Below are 17204 nucleotides of genomic sequence, written 5' to 3' on the forward strand. Positions count from 1 at the left end.
CGAGCCGTCGAGTCTTGTGGCTGTCGTGATCTGTAACTAGAGAAGCACTCCTTCCATCATCAGCACCCGACAACCTGCTGTCGCGACCTCGTCTATATCAGTGTCGTCTAATACTTGATCGGACTTGGCATGATTTAGTCACTTATCCCACTATCATTTGACGCACTACCAGCTTGCGATCGCTTACCAAAATCTGGAGTTGGCAACCCTCACACTTTGCCTGCTTGGCATTTAGTTTCAAGTTGGGCTTTACGTGATGCTTATGAGGATTTAAACTGTCCTCTCTGAATTTGACAGGTGACGTGGACTCAGTGAGATTCTGTTAGCCCCTATGTAATAACTGTCCGTTTGAAAGGTATGTCCAAAATAGAGGCAAACAAGCTTTACAGATCGCTTCGACATGGCGGTGGTCGGTGCCACAGCAGCCTCCTAGGACATTCAAATGGGCAAATCTCTGTCTCAGTTCACGGTACTGATTGCCCAGTTCTTCTGGATTACCATCGTCCAGAGTTTCTGACTCATTTAATTCTGCATGGCTTTTAGGAGACGCATTGGCTCGGATACCCTGGATTCGCTCTAGCCAAGCTTCCCCAGAAATCATTGTTTCTGCAAAGTGGGTTGGGTGGGCACAGTTAATCATGTAGTAAGCAGGAGCTTGGTTGGTAGCCTGATCCACTTGGGCGATCGCATCCTTCAAGCTCTGGCCTGTAGGCAATCTACCATCGGTTTCCACTGTAAAGGAGATGACGATAGGCATCCCCACGGATTGGGCCGCAGAGGTAATGCCAATCGCTTCTTCGACATAGTTCATCGTGATGGCTGTAACCAAGTCAGCATCCGCATCACCAAAGGTAGCAATTTGGGAGCGATGGTAATCTGCGGCGGCTTCTGCGGTCATTGCATCAGCAGGAATGTAGCCATCTCCACGAGGGCCAATACATCCACTAATCACCATCAGACTTTGTTCAGTTTCGTATTCCTGGCGGATATCGTGTAGGAGAGCAATTGCCTGACGGTTGACCTCAGTAAGGGCAGTACTGGAGTATCCCAGTTTTGTCGCCCAATCCGGGTTGGCCCGCCAGGTGGCGCTCTCTAGAACCAGGCCAACTTGATAGTTCTTAGCGAGGGCAGCATAGGTGCGGAAGTATGACTCAAGGGCTCGATAGCCTGCCTCGTGCTTTAATAAATCGAAGGCAGCAAAGTCAGGTAGCTCTAACCCTTCGCGAAAGATCAACGTAGTTTCGATTCCCCCATCGGTGAGAAATAGATCGCTCGATAATTGGGGCAGATTATGTCGATATTTAGCCATTTGAGTTCTCCTATTTAACTTTGGTTTAGTTTTGTGTTTACTGGGTTAAGAGAGGGATGGATTTACTTTTGTAGGGGTGGAATGCGTCGATTCAGATTCAGTACCAGAGCAAGTCAGTTCAGCACGAATGCCCTGCTCTGGCGATCGCTAGGCATTATTGAGAGTAAATCTGAGCAATAGCAGACAAGTGGGATTGTTGGGACTCCCCAATCTGCCTAAAGTTTCTACAAAGCGAGCATGGATAATCCCTGAACCGATGAACGTTGATTGCTCAAAGAAAGGCTACAGACTAGGCGGTATAAATCATTGCCTAGTCTGCATGGGCAGCGATCGCCCGAACCCTAGAACGCAGTTGGCTCTAGTGGAATCCCACTTATCAGGCTTAAAGGAAGTTGTTATCCTTCTCAAGAAGCGCTTCAATGCTCTATCTATTTACTGCACATCCGGGCTGGTTCGGACATTGTGAATGATACCTGTTGTCATAAAAGTTACGGCTTTTCCCAAACCTACTTAATCAAACTTCACACCTCAAGCAACCAATGACTCCGTCTAATGAGTTGAAGGGCGATCGCGTAGCGCCAAGCTCACTAGCACCGATAAGAGAGCAGTGCTGCCGACCATCCCAAAAACTAGGTGAAAGTTGCCACTAGAGCTAAGGATGCCTGCCAAAATGCTGGAACCGATAATGCTGCCGAGGTAACGACTGGTTGAAAACACCCCCGCTGCCACTCCAGCTTCTTCTGGTCTTAAGGATTCAATGGCAGAAGTTTGGAGTCCTGCCATCGAGGCACCCATGCCACTTCCCGCGATCGCTAAGCCAGGCAGGAGAAATAGCAGGGGAACTGCTTCCGCTTCGATGACGAGAGGCAGTAACCCCAGCGTAAACAAGGTTAAACCTGCGACAGTGGGTAAGCGGCGACCCCAGCGATCCGCTCCATAGCCACCAAGAGGAGCGCCTAAAATCATCAGACCAGAGAAAGCTGCCAGGACAAAGCCGATTTGCGAATCGGTCCACCCTGCGCGTTCTGAGAACAAGATGGGCAAGCTGAGCAGCGTCACATACATGGCTAAATTGCTGAGCGCGATCGCTCCATTAGCCGCAGCAAAGGCTCGTTTACGAAAAAAGCGGAGTTGAATAATCGGGTCGGGGTGCCTCGCTTCGTAGGTTAATAACGCGGCCAGTAAAGCGATCACACCTGCCACTGCCAATCCTGGAGCGATCGCCAAGCTACCCTGCCGCATCTGGGACAAAAGGCCAGCCAAACTTGCCAGCACGCCCGCCAGTAACAGTGAGCCACCCCAGTCAAACGGACGATTAGTTTTAGCTGGCTGGCGCTGAGGAATGGCCCACCAACCCAGAGCAAGTGCTGGCAAAATCAGCAAAAAATTGACAAAAAAGATGGCTCGCCAGCCCGCCAAGCTCATCAATACGCCACCTACTGGAGGCCCGATCGCGGCGGCTAAGGAAACCGCACTACTAATTAACCCGAAGCTGGTAGCGCGGCGATGATCGGGCACCACTTCTCGCACCAGCGCCACGCCATTGGGAATTGCGATCGCCCCTGAGATGGCCTGCAACAGACGAAACCCGATTAACAGTGGCAGATTGGGTGCCCAGGTAGCCGCTAACGAGGCACCGCCAAAGCAAACTAGTCCCCCCAAAATGAGATTCCGACGACCCCAGCGATCGCCTAACTTTCCAGCAATGGGCTGCAAGGTGGCCATCGCAATTAGGTAGCTAGTGACCAGCCAGCTTGCCTCTGCCAGATTGGTTTGCAACTCGGTGATCAAACGAGGCAAAGCCACCGCAATCATGGTTGAGTTTAAGGGTGCCAGCATGGAACTCAGCGCGATCGCAATTAACAGAGCGCGATCGCGCCAGACAGAGTTACGGTTCACATCATCCATGTCATCAAGGCTCAAGCAAGAGAAATTGAGATGCGGGTGACCGCACGGCACTGAAGTAAATACAGGGTTGACCCCGCAAAACACCATTCAATATCAAGGGGAGGCGGAAAGTGTTGCTCGCACTGAGCCGCGAGGTGATTGAGCTGCTCTAAATGCCACTCTTCTAAGCACAAAGCTCGCACCTGATCCGCTGCTACGGCGACCTCGTGCGTTTGTCCCTCAGCGCTTGGCTGAATCGCGATATCTTTCATGCCAGCCGTTTGTTCTAACACCTGGCCCTGCCGATCCAGGCGATAACGGTCGGGCGTTACCAGTCCAGAGACGATCGCTTCTCCTAGGCCCCAAGAGGCTTCAATCACCCGCTCGTCATTACCATTCATCGGGTTACGGGTAAACAACACCCCAGACTGCACAGCGGGAATAAATTGCTGCACCACGACCGCGACTTCGGGGGCTTGGGTAATGCCTAAGCGCTGCCGATAAGCTTGAGCAGCGGCACTTTGGCCTGACCGCCACACCTGCTTCACAGCCTCCACTAATCCAGTTTGAGAGCGAATATTCAGACAAGTCAGGTGTTGACCTGCAAAACTCGCCTGGCTAGAATCTTCTCCCACTGCCGACGATCGCACTGCCACTGCGCTTTCCAGTTGAGCAAAGGCTTGTAAAGCGAGATCAATTGCGGTTGAGTCTTGAGCGGCGATCGCGTTGACCAAGGAAGCTGGCAACACAAACCCTGGCGGCACTGGCAAACTCGCCCGGATCGCTGCGCCTAACTGAACCGCTTTGCCCCCACAGGTCGCCTCATCCAACGCTTCAACTAAATTGATCGGTGAATTCATTGGGGTCATGTCAGAATTTTTACCTCCCCAGAAGTGCCATCCACCCGGATACGGTTGCCATTGCGAATCACCTGTGTCGCTTCCATGCAGCCAACCACGGCTGGCAAACCATATTCACGGGCTACGATCGCGGCATGGGAAAGCAAACCGCCGCGATCGGTGACAATGCCTCCCAGCATCGGTAGCAACGCATTGTAGGAAGGAGCAGTCATGCGAGCCACGAGAATATCTCCTGCTTGCACCTGCGCCATATCTTCGAGGTCGAGCACCAGCCTGGCAGTCCCTTCATACTGCCCTGGGCTAGCAGCGACTCCCTGAATTGTCTGCGCTTCAGTCTGCTTTCCGGGTGCCACAAACATATGTCCTAGCATCAAGCCAATCGCACAGCTCAGCCGAGCCGCGGCAGGCGGCAGCCAATCGTCTGGTGGTGGAGCGCTGGGAGGTGGACCGAGGTGAACTGGAGCATCGGTAATCGTTTTAGTCATACGGTAATGGAAATATTCCGCCAACTCGCTGGCCGAGGGGCCTGCTTGACCGCTCAACAGGGCAATAAGTTCATCGTGGGTCAGCTCAACGGCGTGCTCTGTTTTTTCGAGCTTGCCCGCTGCGGTGAGGCGATCGCCTGCTGCTAAAATCGCTCTTCTGGCAATTCCAGTGGCCCAAGCATCATTGAGATAGCCGCGCTCATCTCGAATGCGGTAGGTTAAACGAGCTTCTGCCAGCAATTCATCAAATTCACTTCGATGCTGCTCCGGGACTACTATCCGCACCTGAGCGATTTGCTCAGCCAAATCGTCTGTAGGGCTGTCATGCACTGATGTATTGACGGCGGAGCGAATGGTTTTTACCAACAGTTCCGGTGTATCGAAGGCAGACAAATCCCCCACATCATATCCAGTTAAAATTCGCAGCCCCACGACATCCAGATAAGCCTGGGTTGCTGCCCCTACGGCCCCTGGCAACGATCGTAGATGATGCAGAATATCAGCGGCAGGTTTTTGACTTGCTAGAAGCGCGATCGCTTCTGGCTTCTGGCGAATAGCTTTAGCGAGCTGCTCAATTTCCGCGATCGCCCCAGTCGAAACGGGTGTTGTTCCTTGCAACAGTTGCAGTAATTTTTGAGCAGGCAACCCAGTCCAGGTCTGAGCATGTGCTAGGAAATCTCCTAAAGGCACCATAGCGACCGGATTGAGCCGATGGTGATAGTAGATGGCTTCAGCCACCGCATCGCGACAAGCGTTGAGATGGGCAATTAAATCTTCCAGGGACAAGTGGGCTGGATCAACTTTTTGCAGCTCCAAATAAGTGCGCGTTAGGGCCGGCTTCCAGGTTTCATCCCACAACTTCAGGTCTTCGCGCCACAGCTTTTGCTCAAATACCGCTTTAGCAGTTTGAATCCGCTGGCGCACTTGGGGATGGAGCCGAGTCATCAATTTGAACAGCCATTTAGGAGGTAGCCCTTTGGCTTCTGGAGGTGCTCCAACCACACGAGAACAATTGTAAGCAAAGCCATTGATGGCAGCGTATTCCATGTAGTCCAGCAATAGCCCATATCTAGCGGTTCCCTCCCGGAAGCCTCGCTTAAAGGCAGCAGGAAAAACATCTATACTCCAGCGGGTCATCGGTCGGGACCAGTGGGTTGTCTCTAACACCCAAGAACCTGGACTCGGCGGCACAAAATTCTCTACATATACTGGCATATCAATCAGGCAGCTCGTAAAAGCGCTCAGTTCCCAACAACTTGTTCACTGAAGCTTCTCTAGCTTCTACAAATTTTCCGTATTTTTAATCTAAAGTTAACCTTTATTTAACTAAATGGGGCCCTAAATTGAAAGACTCCAGCACCTTTACACCCACTATATTTAGAAAGGGAGTAGAGAGAATGCAGGCGATCGCGGACGTTTGCTCTTGACTGCTTCCACCTCAAAGTTAGATAGTTGCGCCAGAAGTTAACACACAAGGATAAGGATTAGATGGCGATCGCTTTTTCGCTTCAGGTCCGTAACTGAGGCGTGCCATGGGAGTCGATATTGGTTACGACATGTGCGCGATCAAAATGCCTTTTGTGGCTGACCAACTACAAGGCAGGTTGCAACAGATTCGGCAGGACATTGAAGCTCTAAGGATCGTGATTAAATAAAACCGAGAATCATGATGTCTGTGGCTTAGCAGTGTAATTTCATTTGGGTGAAAGTACTCATCGAACACAATCTTCATCGTCTGCTTGGACGCCTCTGTGACTTTCCGCCCTGTTTGATAGGCTTTGTCCAAGACAGACGCAAACACAGTTAATCCAGTTTGTGTTGTTGCTTTTTCCATCAGGTCTTTAATCACTTCGATGCTCTCGAAAATAACACCTTGACAGGCTCGTGTGAGATGAAGAAATAAGCGGTGTTCGATGGGGTTATATTTCGAGGTATAAGGAGGATAGTGAGCAATGCGAATCTCAATGTTGAGTTCGTTCACTAAGCTAAGCGCTGTAGATCCTGCTTGAATCTCTGCGGGTACATTCCCCGCCGCTCTGCGGCGTAAGATGCCCGGATGAGCGAGTACATTCACAAAAGCCATAACGTTACCGTTTTGCTCTATCACTTGGTTTTTCCAGCAAAGTATCGACGGGCGGCGTTTGATGAGCAGGTCGATGCCGTTTTACGAGAGGTGTGTCTCGAAATCAAGAAGCGCTATGACGTTAAGTTTATCGAGATCGGCATCGACAAGAATCATGTGTATTTCTTGATTCAGTCAGTGCCCATATACAGTGTGACGAAGTTAGTGAGGATGCTCAAGAGCTGGACGGCACGAGAGGTATTCAAGCGGTGTCCCAGCGTCAAGAAACAGTTATGGGGTAGAGAGTTTTGGAGGGATGGGTACTTCGCGAGTACGGTGGGCAAGCATGGGGATGAAGGGATGATCGCGAGGCACGTCAAGGAGCAAGGGAATGAGTATCTGCAACTGCATCGAGATGAACAACTAGCCCTCTTTTGAGGCTGCTACCCCGCTGCTTGCGGCGGGGTAGCAGCCTTAAGTACTGCCGAGAACCGTTACTGCCGCCCTCATCGCACAGTAGTAAAATAGACGTTGCCGTGGGATAGTGATGTCGGCCCTGCTGGTTCCACCAATCGCGAATCGCATCACAAGCAAATTCACCGGTGTCATGACTGGTGCCAAGATGCAGGTAACCTGTGTTGAGCTTTAGGTCATACAAGCCATGAGGAATCGCAATGCCTGTTGCCAAGGAGGTCCAGTCATGGTCAAAGACTGCAATTGCGGCATCTTGGGTGTACACTTGTCCCGCCCGATAGAGTGACCCAATTAATTCTCTTTTTTTCTAAAGTGGCAAAGCTGACTGGAGGAATTTCTGCTCCAGAGCAGCCAAGTAGGTCGTTGGAGAGCGGCGAAAAAGCCGTTGTTGGGCGCTTTTGTTGATGGCAATTGAGGTCAGCACGGACAGCATGCCAAGCGTCAATCGAAACGGTTGCCAAATCTATTGCTGTGAAGGAACGCAGTTGTAATGCGATAGCTTACAATTTGCACTGAGCTTCGAACCACTAAGGAAGCGGGATCAACTTTGCGCCCGGTGCAACGACGTTGGTGATGTCGCCAACGACCAAACGCTTCAATCTTCTCGCACCAAGCTTGTTTTGATGAGTGAGTTGAAGCAGTTGCTGACGTTCTTCAGGAGTGAGGGTGACCGTGTACTTTTCTGGCATGAGGAGGGGATTGCTGATTTTCAACCAGTTTCCCTGACTTCTCTCTACCTGTCAAAGTCATTGTGGTGAATTACTAGCTTATCTGCCCTATGCCTAATTTTAATTGGTATGAGGTACCTCACTCTCCGTGGAAATGAATATCATGAACTTTATAAGTTCCCTCAAGCATTAGCTCAAAACCCTGATCATTGGATATCGCTTCATGCAAGTGTTGAAGCTCCCTATGGAGCATTCACCTTGATGTTATTTCATCTCAACAGCCCCTAACACCCTTAGGGTCGTGTGCTGTGCTTCTGTTAACCCAGTTGCTCCAAAGATATTCATTCCTTCGCAGAGGCGATCGCTCTTCAAGACTCGTAGGCACTCACCAGACTTCACATCCCAGAGGCGAATCGTTTCATCGAAACTGCCACTGGCAAGTAGGGATCGCCCAGTCGCATCAGACCCAAACGCAACCGAAAAGATAATGCCTGTATGACCTTGCAAAACGTTTAAGCATTTTCTAGACTCTAGATCCCAGAGGCGAATTGTATTGTCGGCGCTACCACTGGCGAGAAGCTGCGGGCTTTGGGATGAAGGGGGACGGAGGGCAAGCGATCGCACTGGTGCAGTATGACCATGTAAGCTTTGTAGACATCGACCTGTGGCAATCTCCCACTGCTTAATGCTGTTGTCACCACCGATGCCGATCAGCGTTTGTCCATCAGCACAAAATTCCACTTCAAATCCTAGTAAATCGTGCTGATCGAAAACCTGTATACAGGTGCCCGTTTCCACCTGCCACAGTCGCACAATGCCATTCTTAGCGATACTGGCTAGCCACCGCCCATCCGGACTAAAGGTGACGTGCCACACAGGAAAGGCATGTCCAACCAGCGTGTGTAGATGAGTCCCGGTATGCAGATCCCAGAGTTTGACTGTAGCATCATTACTGGCACTCGCTAGAAGCTTTCCGTCTGGGCTGATGGCAGTACCAAAGATACAGTTGGTGTGGCAATATAACGTATTGAGGCACTGTTGAGTTTGGGTATCCCAGAGCTTAATTGTGCCATCGGAACTGCCGCTGACAAAGATTTTGCCATCGCTACTAAACGTTACATCCCAGACCCAGTGGATATGCTCGTTAAAGGTTTTCAGGCAGGTATTCTCTAAAGGGCTCCAGAGCCTAACTAGTAAATCTGTGGCGCTACTGCTGATAATGTGCTGACCGTCAGGGCTAAACGCAACAGACCAGATGCGGCTGAGGTGTCCCTGCCAGGTTTTCAACGCCTGCCCGGTGGTTACATCCCAAACTTTCTGGACACTGTTGGCGCTACCACTCAACAGAGTTTTGCCATCAGGATGAAAGGCGATCGCAGTCACACAGGCTCGATGTCCCAGCAATGTCCGAATCGGTTGCTCGGTTTGCAGATTCCACAGTCGAATCGTCTGATCTTGTCCAGCAGTCGTCAGCAGCAAACCATCCGGACTAAAGGACACTGACCAAACGAGGTCTGTATGTCCCTCAAAGCAGCTGGATTCTCCGGTTGCCAAATTCCATAGTCTCGCGGTTTTATCCCAACTGGCACTGGCAACCCACTGACCATTTGGGCTAAAGGAGACTGACAGCACAGTGTGGCGATGTCCTTCAAATTGACGCATTTCGCTGAAAGTTGAAAGATCCCAGAGCCGCACAGCACAATCGCCACTTCCACTCACCAGCCTTTTGCCATCAGGGCTGAAGGCAACCGAGTGAACAATGTCAGAATGTCCTTCCAGAAATGCCAGACAAATTCCCGTCTCGACATCCCACAGTTCCAACCATCCCTCTTCTTCCCCAATCGCCAGCCTTTTGCCATCGGGACTGAACTGCACTGTCCAACTCGTCTTGATGATCTGAAATGGTTCGCGCAATAGTTGTCCTGTTTGGACATCCCAAAGTTTGATCAGAGAGTCGTGAGGGCTGCCAGTAGCGATCGTTTGACCGTCAGGACTAAACGATAACCCCCAGGCAAACTCGTTGTGTGCTTGCCAACTCAGCTTTGGCTGCCCGGAAGCCGCATCCCATAGGTGAATCCTGCCGTCTGAATCGCAGCTTGCGATCAATCGACCATCAGGACTGTAGCCAACGTTTACAATACTGCTGAGCGTTTGAGCAAACACAGATCCAGTAAAATCACACTCGGTGAAATTAACTTGATGCAGTGGAGTCTCCGGAAGATACGCCTGCCAGATAGGTAGATGAGAAAAATCCCATCCACTCAGGTCAATATGGAGATAATTTAGCAAACTCAGCAGGTTGGCTGCTGCATATCCTGGATACATTTCAGGCCTGGTTTTTAGTTGTCGCAACTGCTGCTGGAGCTGTTGGCTGAGGACAGCGCTGGAACCAAACGCACTGGATAACTGAGTCGCGATCGGTTCCAGAATCAGCCGAGTTTGGCTCTCGCGAATATAGTCACTGGCGCTGGCTTTGGTGAGGGCGTAGTGACTCAGCAGATTAAAAGACTGTGTCCCCTTAAGTTCGGCAACGGCAGTTTCAATGATGTGTTCTGTGACATATTCCATCACCGCTGGCTGTTGAGTAAAACTAGAGGGAATGCGTTCAGATTTACCGTTCTGCCTTGCATCACCATTTTGCAAACTTTCCTGTTCAGTCCGCGTTCGTGCAGTCGTTTCGATGAGACATCGCCGCCTTAACCTTTCCAACACCTCCAACAATCGCGCCTTAGATACCTTAGGAATGATATCGGCATGAAGCTGATCAATCGTCGTCCCTTCTCGATTGAGCGCCAACCAATTCATCACTTGCTGTTCTAACGCTGACAGACGTTCGATTTGCTCATCCAGCAAACGACGCAGCCCGTTAAAAACGATCGTGCCCTGTTCTAAAAATTCTGCAATATCGCCATTAAAAAGGTCACGAATAGATGTTGCGACAATCTTTAACGCCAGCGGATTACCCCGGTAATGTTCGATCAGCTTGTCGCGATCGCCAGCATCTCCTATTAACCCTTTAGTATCTAGAATGTTGTTAATGTCTGTTGGGGTGAGCCCGGTCAGTTGCAGCGATCGCACTGGCAGCGCATCGCCCTCTAGCGCTGCGACTTCTGAGGGCTTTTCTCGACTGGTCAACAGCAAACAACTTTGGTGTTCCGTTGCACCCACGCGCTGAAACAGTTCTCCATACGCCTCATAACCGGAGCGATAAGCGCCCACAACCTGTCCACTTTGGAGAATGGACTCCACATTGTCTAACACCAGCAAGCAGTGATTCTGCTTCAGGTATTGGATCAAGCGAGTGATTTGGGCTGAAGTGCCTTTCGGCAGGTCAATGTCTTGTTGGTGAGAGAGGAGCGGAATTAGGTCTTCAAGTAAATCGTCTAGGGGTGGAGCATCCCGCAGCGATCGCCAGATCACAAATCCAAAGGAGGAATCGGGCGTTTTTGTAGAGGCTCCATCACCTTCCTCAACCTGACCACTAGCAATGTGCTGAGCCAATTTAATCGATAGAGAAGTTTTGCCGATGCCTCCCATGCCTAATAAACAAATCAGACGGCAGCGTGAAGCCTGCGGCATTCCAGAAGGGCTTTGCTTCCCAGAAGGGGGTTCACCCTGAATCCATTGCTGCAAAAGCTCTAGTTCCGGTTGGCGACCATAGAAGGTGGAAACATCCGTAGCTTCGCCCCAATCAACACAGGGAGAAGCAGTGTCTGCTCTATGCTGACTGTTGCGTTTCTCAGATGCCTTATTTTTCGGTTTTCTAGTTTCTTCCGAAACCTCTTCACTTTCTTGCTGGTAATGATGCTCCAACGAAGCCCGGAAGTTTGTCTTACTGACCTCTTCACCGAGCCCATCAGAAAGTAATTGCCAGAGTTTCGGTCCCGCATACCGCTTTAAGTAACTGGCAGCATAATTGGTGCTGCTGGCAATCTCTTCATAAGTTTGCCCTTGCCAGGAGCCGCTCAAAATTGCAGTTTCAACCGGACTGAGTCGTCGCTTAGTTTTTGCCAAAACAACGGTGTTTGCAATCTCAAGTCCTTGCTCTACATCCATGAGTTGGCATACCCAATGGTGAGTTGATTAGAAATCTAGCAGATTTCCTCAAGTTACTTTACTTTTAGCAATCTTTCTATAACATTTCGGTCATACAACATATGAACTTCTATCTATTGACGATTCATTCATCGTTCAGTATCGGAGTGAATCATTGGCAAAAGATACATAGATAAAGGTTCATACCCTTTATGTCCCTCATGCGACTGGGTGAAGGACTCTGAATTGGCAAAGCATTAAGGTCTAAATATCGAAAGCAACAACGCATCCAATCACTTCTTTATTTGTTGATGGATATAACTTCTACTTTTGCGTTGTTTGTATTTCATTAAGTGTTCTGCGTTCGCATTATGGACAAAGTTGTTCATCTTTGCGATCGCTTCACTTGATGTCTTTTCGATTGTTTTGCAATTCAAACCACAATTACTTCAGAAAAAATCAAAATGGCTAATATTACTGGAGATGACAAGCTCGGAGATACCCTCTTCGGCGATCCCTATGGTTATGCTGAGAGCGATACCATTAGCGGACTAGGAGGAGATGACATCATTTATGGTGGCGGTGGCGTCGATTTCCTCGACGGTGGCGAGGGCAACGATTTCCTCGATGCTGGCTCTGGCAGCAATCAGGGTCTCTATGGTGGCAACGGTAACGACACGATGTTGGGCGACGGTATCGAGTTCATGCAAGGTGGTCGCGGCGACGATCTTTACTATGTCAATAATGTATATGACACAGTTGTTGAGGAGCTTGATGAGGGGGTTGATGTTGTACGCGCTAGCATCAGCTATAGCTTGACATCGGGCGGATACGTCGAAAAACTAGTTTTGGAGGGCAATGCCGCCATTAATGGCACGGGTAACAGTTTGGATAATGAACTCTACGGTAACGCTGCTGACAACAACCTCTCTGGTGGCGAGGGCAATGACGTTCTCCGAGGCGGCGAGGGCAATGACGTTCTCCACGGTGACAACGGTGACGATCACCTGAATGGAGAGTCAGGTAGCAACCAATTGTTTGGAGGGAGTGGCAACGACGTTTACTATATCCAGAATGCAACGACTGCCGTCTTTGAGGCTGCTTCAGGGGGAAATGATGGTGTGCGCTCCACCGTCAGCTATGCCTTGACAACAAATGTTGAGCACTTAGCCCTGGATGGCTTCAGTGCCATTAACGGGACAGGTAACGGTTTAAACAATAGTATCCACGGTAACGTTGCCAACAACTCCATCTCTGGCGGTGGTGGAAATGACTATTTAGCAGGTCTCGGAGGAAATGACATTCTAACAGGTGGATCAGGGCAAGATGGCTTTCTCATCACTGCTCCACACCAGGGAATTGACACAATCAAGGATTTTAGCGTTGTGGATGACAATATCTGTATTGACCGATCCGGCTTTGGGGCTGGATTGGCAGGAGGATTCATCACGGCTGATCAATTTAGGATTGGGTCGAGTGCTAAAGATGGTAGCGATCGCTTTATCTACAACCAAGGCACTGGAGCTGTATACTTCGACGCTGATGGCATTGGAGGAGTGTCTCAGATTCAGATTGCCAAAGTATCGACTGGGCTAGCGATGACGAACCAAGACTTCTTTGTAGTAGGCTAGGCTCTTACGAATAGCTCAGTGGGGAACCATACTTCTCCACTAGCTACTCACTATTCTGAATTTAGAGAAGTCTTGCAACCACGATAAATCTAGATGATTAAACATTCTGCAATCGCTGATGAAGTTGGTGAGCAATTTGCAGAGATGGTCTGAATACATTGCGAAATTACTAGGAGACATGATGATGTCGGAACTACAAACTACGGCAACAATGCAACAAAACGACATAGATTGGTTATCTTTGGCAGAATCTTTAGGAGAACAGTTTGCCGTCAGAGATACGGAAGCAGATGAGACTGATGTATTTGTTGCCGATAACATCGCCAGACTGAAAACAACTGGATTCGTTGCCGCAGGTGTGCCGATCGAACTGGGCGGCGGTGGAGCCAGCTATACCGAGATGTGTGCTGTGTTACGGGTTTTAGGACGCTATTGCAGTTCAACTGCACTTGCTTTCGCTATGCATACCCATCAGGTAATGGTTCCAACCTGGCGATGGCATAATCAGAAATCTCCTGTAGATGGATTGCTTAAACGGATCGCAACAGAGCAACTGGTGCTGCTCAGCAGCGGTGGCTCGGACTGGTTGCAGAGCAATGGCACAGCGATTAAAGTAGACGGCGGATTTCTAATTACGGCGCGCAAAGTATTCGCCAGTGGTGCGCCTGCTGCCAATTTATTGATGACCAGTGCGGTTTATCAAGACCCAGACATAGGACCTACGGTGTTACATTTTGCAGTTCCCATGCAAGCTCAGGGCGTTGTAATTGAACCAACTTGGCAAGCGATGGGAATGCGAGGAACCGGATCTCATGATGTTATCCTCTCAGATGTTTTTATCCCGGATGCAGCCATTGCCTTACGACGAGAACAAGGGAAATGGCATCCTATTTTCCATCTGATCTCAATGGTGGCATTTCCATTGGTTTACTCCGTTTATGTTGGAGTGGCAGAAGCAGCCCGCGATCGCGCCCTTCAACTGGCAATGAAACGCCGTACAGATGAACATCTTTGCTATCTGGTGGGAGGCTTAGATAACGAATTGACGGCTGCTAAGTTAGCCCTTCAGCACATGATTGCGATTGCTGAGGTGAGTCAACCCAGTTTTGAAACCACGAATCAAATCATGACAAGGCGGACACTTGTTGCCAAAGCCGTGTTGAACGTGGCGGATCTAGCGATGGAAGTTGCTGGGGGCAGTGCATTCTATCGCAAGTTAGGTCTGGAGAAATTGTTCCGAGATGCGCAGGGTGTTCGCTATCATCCCTTACGCGAGGGAGACCAACGCCGTTTAAGTGGGCAACTCGCCCTGAACTGGACGGTTGATCACATCAACTCATGACATAGGTTGCTTTTCGGCACTCGTCTTCTAATTAGTGAAGCGCAGCATACTGATAGTAGCGGCATGTCAACAATTTATTGCTATGCATTGTCAGATCTTTTTTTACAAGTAGGATAGTTCTAAAAAGGCTTACGTGAGATAGAGTTGAGCGATCGCCCTCTTTCCTTCTTCCCCTTTGAGCGATCGCGAATTTAAGGAAAGTACATGGTTTCTATGAGCAAACATAACTGTATTTTCGTTAATCGAAGAGATGTAGCGATCGCTTCAAGAAAACTTCATTGCCTGTAAAAAGTGGTTGAATAGCAGAAGGTGTAAGGAATTGAGGTTAGTCAGGGAGACGGAATTGCAACAAAAGTACGCAATTGGTTGAGCGATCGCTCTGGTGTTGGGTCTAAAAAACTGGCAGCAAATGGATAAAATGAAAGTTTTGTGCGGCATTTGTGTGGCAGTGTTGCTGCACTGGGCATATGCATTGCAGATGCAATCGAATTTTCGTCTTGCGTCCAGATTGTCAGTTGTAAGGCAGATGTTGCGCAGATGCTGCGAGAAGTGGGGAATGAATTGGGTCGCCGAGGAGTTATGGGATGTGGATTTAGGCGATGCACGGCGGAATCGGCGGTTAGTGAAGATCGTGGAAGACTTAGTAGCGCAGCCAGGTAGTCCTAAAAAGGTAAGGATGCATTGTAGTGGTGAACAAAGTACCAAACTGCACCAATATAATTCTCCAACTTCTTGAAAAACGATAACGTCTTCCTCACCAAGCGCGACACGCGTTGGCGCAAGGTGCAGTTGAAGCGTTCAATGTAACTCGTTTTGCCACTCTCCTTGCCGACACTTTGATGCCGCTTGCGGAGAAACACTTCATCGTAAGCAGACCAGAAATCTGTGTAAGAGACCGCACACTGGCGATAGACCCCTGGCAGAGCTTCCCATAATCCTTGGGCTCCTTCACGGCTACGATTGCCGACATAGACCCCAACAATTTCTCGAGTCTTGACATCTAGAGCCAACCAAATCCATTGCTTATTGCCTTTGCGGAGCCCGAAAGACCACATCTCGTCACCCTGGAGCGTCAAGCGCCCCTTTTTTTAGCCCGCACCTTCACCTGTCGGGGCACTGCTTGATATTTCTCATTGACATAGTGCTGGAGCCAAGGCTCTGAAACGCCTGCAACTCTGGCAATGCCTGCTAAAGGAATCTTCTCTAACAGCAGTTTATCAATCAGGGTCTTGGTCGTTGAGTCAATGGTCTTGTTTTGGGGGTGTTGCACAAACTGCCTGCCACACTTGCGGCACTTATATTAACCCGGCAACTTAAGAGGATGCAGAGTGAACGGGGCGATTAGTAAAATTGAAGTACGAATAAACTTGATGCCCGATTACTTAATCTCCCTACTTAAGATTATCTGCAACAACAAGCGATTCGATTACGTCAGCAAGGAAAACGGTTTGTCGATATTGCAGCTTATTTGGGGGTGCATCGCAATACAGTTTCAGATTGGTGGCAGCAATACAAAGAACTGGGTGAAACTGCCCTGTACCAGCAACAACGAGGCCGTACAGTTGGTGCAGGACGCACCTTAAATCAAGAGCAGGAAAAACAGATTTAACAGTTGATGCAAGCCCATTTTCCCGATGAGCTAGAGATTGATAGTGCGTTTTGGACGCGCCGCGCGGTTCAAGAACTGATCGAGCAACGGTGCGGAATACAGATGCCGATTCGAACCGTAGGAGAGTATCTTTGGCGGTGGGGCTATAGCCCACAAAAGCCCTTGAGGCGGGCTTATGAGCAGAACCCAGAGATGGTGGAGGAGTGGTTAGAGCAAACCTATCCTGTCATCGAGCAGCGTGCTAAAAGCGAAGGTGCAGAAATCGCTTGGGGGGATGAGTCAGGGTTACGCTCAGATGCTCAAGTCGGTCGTGGGTATGCACCCATCGGCGAAACCCCTGAAATTCGTCTGAGTCAGAAGAAACGAGTGCGTGTCAACTTCATTGCCAGTCTCAGCAACCAGGGGAGTATCCGCTTTATGCGCTACACCAGTAAGCTGACGGAAGCCATCTTTTTGTCGTTCCTGACTCGTCTGATTACCAAGCGAGAGCGCAAGTTGTTTTGGATTGTGGACCAACATCCGGTACATCGGGGACAGCAGGTGCAGCAATGGTTAGCTGAGCACAAGGAGCAGATTGAACTGTTCTACTTGCCGTCCTACTCACCGCAACTGAATCCAGTCGAGTATCTCAACGGCGATGTCAAGCAGGGAGTTCACTCTAAACCACCGACTCGCAATCTTGCTCAACTGAAGCGACGACTCATTTCTCATCTGCGTAAGTTGCAGAAGTTACCATCGCGCATTCAGGAGTATTTTGAGCACCCATTTATTGCTTATGCATCGAACAAGATGCACCCTCAATTATTGCCGGGTTAATAGTTACGAGTCGTTCTATTAGCCTA

At 49.6% G+C, this 17204-nt stretch carries 11 protein-coding genes and 3 pseudogenes; 5 read left to right on the plus strand and 9 right to left on the minus strand.

All coding sequences use genetic code 11. The annotated features are described in order from the left end of the window. Window positions 1-322 precede the first annotated feature (322 nt). The 5 genes from H6F90_RS01050 to H6F90_RS29925 form a co-directional block, all read right to left on the minus strand. Window positions 323-1309 (minus strand): homocysteine S-methyltransferase family protein, encoded by a 987-nt coding sequence (locus tag H6F90_RS01050; RefSeq protein WP_190549451.1) that lies wholly within the window; start codon window positions 1307-1309, stop codon window positions 323-325. Between the two features lie 549 nt (window positions 1310-1858). Beyond that, window positions 1859-3217 (minus strand): MFS transporter, encoded by a 1359-nt coding sequence (locus H6F90_RS01055; RefSeq protein WP_190549453.1) that lies wholly within the window; start codon window positions 3215-3217, stop codon window positions 1859-1861. Between the two features lie 11 nt (window positions 3218-3228). Continuing rightward, window positions 3229-4065, minus strand: coding sequence for a PEP/pyruvate-binding domain-containing protein (locus H6F90_RS01060; protein WP_190549455.1), 837 nt, complete (start codon window positions 4063-4065; stop codon window positions 3229-3231). Next, entirely contained in the window at window positions 4062-5756 is a 1695-nt protein-coding gene (locus tag H6F90_RS01065) for a PEP-utilizing enzyme (protein WP_190549457.1), read from the minus strand. The genes H6F90_RS01060 and H6F90_RS01065 overlap by 4 nt, the downstream gene beginning before the upstream one ends. A 334-nt stretch (window positions 5757-6090) precedes the next feature. Continuing rightward, complete coding sequence (locus tag H6F90_RS29925; RefSeq protein WP_199295646.1) at window positions 6091-6624, minus strand: hypothetical protein; 534 nt, start codon at window positions 6622-6624, stop codon at window positions 6091-6093. Here H6F90_RS29925 and tnpA point away from each other — a divergent pair. Further along, complete coding sequence (tnpA, locus tag H6F90_RS01075; RefSeq protein WP_190549459.1) at window positions 6598-7041, plus strand: IS200/IS605 family transposase; 444 nt, start codon at window positions 6598-6600, stop codon at window positions 7039-7041. The two genes, H6F90_RS29925 and tnpA, sit on opposite strands and share 27 nt — an antisense overlap. Here tnpA and H6F90_RS01080 read toward each other — a convergent pair. From H6F90_RS01080 to H6F90_RS01090, 3 genes and pseudogenes are all read right to left on the minus strand, one after another. After that, window positions 6980-7372: pseudogene (locus H6F90_RS01080) on the minus strand (hypothetical protein); the annotation flags it as partial. The gene tnpA and the pseudogene H6F90_RS01080 sit on opposite strands and share 62 nt — an antisense overlap. A 232-nt stretch (window positions 7373-7604) precedes the next feature. Continuing rightward, window positions 7605-7766, minus strand: a complete 162-nt coding sequence (locus H6F90_RS31330) for a hypothetical protein (RefSeq protein ID WP_190549464.1) — start codon at window positions 7764-7766, stop codon at window positions 7605-7607. A 243-nt stretch (window positions 7767-8009) separates the two neighbouring features. Further along, window positions 8010-11801, minus strand: coding sequence for an NB-ARC domain-containing protein (locus H6F90_RS01090; protein ID WP_190549466.1), 3792 nt, complete (start codon window positions 11799-11801; stop codon window positions 8010-8012). Window positions 11802-12244: 443 nt separating this feature from the next. Between H6F90_RS01090 and H6F90_RS01095 the strand changes: the two genes are divergently transcribed. The 3 genes from H6F90_RS01095 to H6F90_RS31335 all read left to right on the plus strand — a co-directional run bounded on the left by H6F90_RS01095 (window position 12245) and on the right by H6F90_RS31335 (window position 15489). After that, entirely contained in the window at window positions 12245-13411 is a 1167-nt protein-coding gene (locus H6F90_RS01095) for a calcium-binding protein (RefSeq protein WP_190549468.1), read from the plus strand. A 118-nt stretch (window positions 13412-13529) separates the two neighbouring features. After that, the gene (locus H6F90_RS01100; RefSeq protein WP_242024267.1) at window positions 13530-14753 is read left to right on the plus strand and encodes an acyl-CoA dehydrogenase family protein; all 1224 of its coding nucleotides are present in this window, start codon (window positions 13530-13532) and stop codon (window positions 14751-14753) included. Between the two features lie 556 nt (window positions 14754-15309). Next, window positions 15310-15489, plus strand: coding sequence for a transposase DNA-binding-containing protein (locus tag H6F90_RS31335; protein WP_190549470.1), 180 nt, complete (start codon window positions 15310-15312; stop codon window positions 15487-15489). Here the strand turns inward: H6F90_RS31335 and H6F90_RS30475 are convergent. Further along, window positions 15416-16053: pseudogene (locus H6F90_RS30475) on the minus strand (IS1 family transposase); the annotation flags it as partial. The gene H6F90_RS31335 and the pseudogene H6F90_RS30475 overlap by 74 nt on opposite strands. 105 nt (window positions 16054-16158) lie before the next feature. Between H6F90_RS30475 and H6F90_RS01115 the strand changes: the two are divergent. Next, window positions 16159-17178: pseudogene (locus tag H6F90_RS01115) on the plus strand (IS630 family transposase). Window positions 17179-17204: the final 26 nt, after the last annotated feature.

This window comes from Trichocoleus sp. FACHB-591, from assembly GCF_014695845.1.
Classification (GTDB): domain Bacteria; phylum Cyanobacteriota; class Cyanobacteriia; order FACHB-46; family FACHB-46; genus Trichocoleus.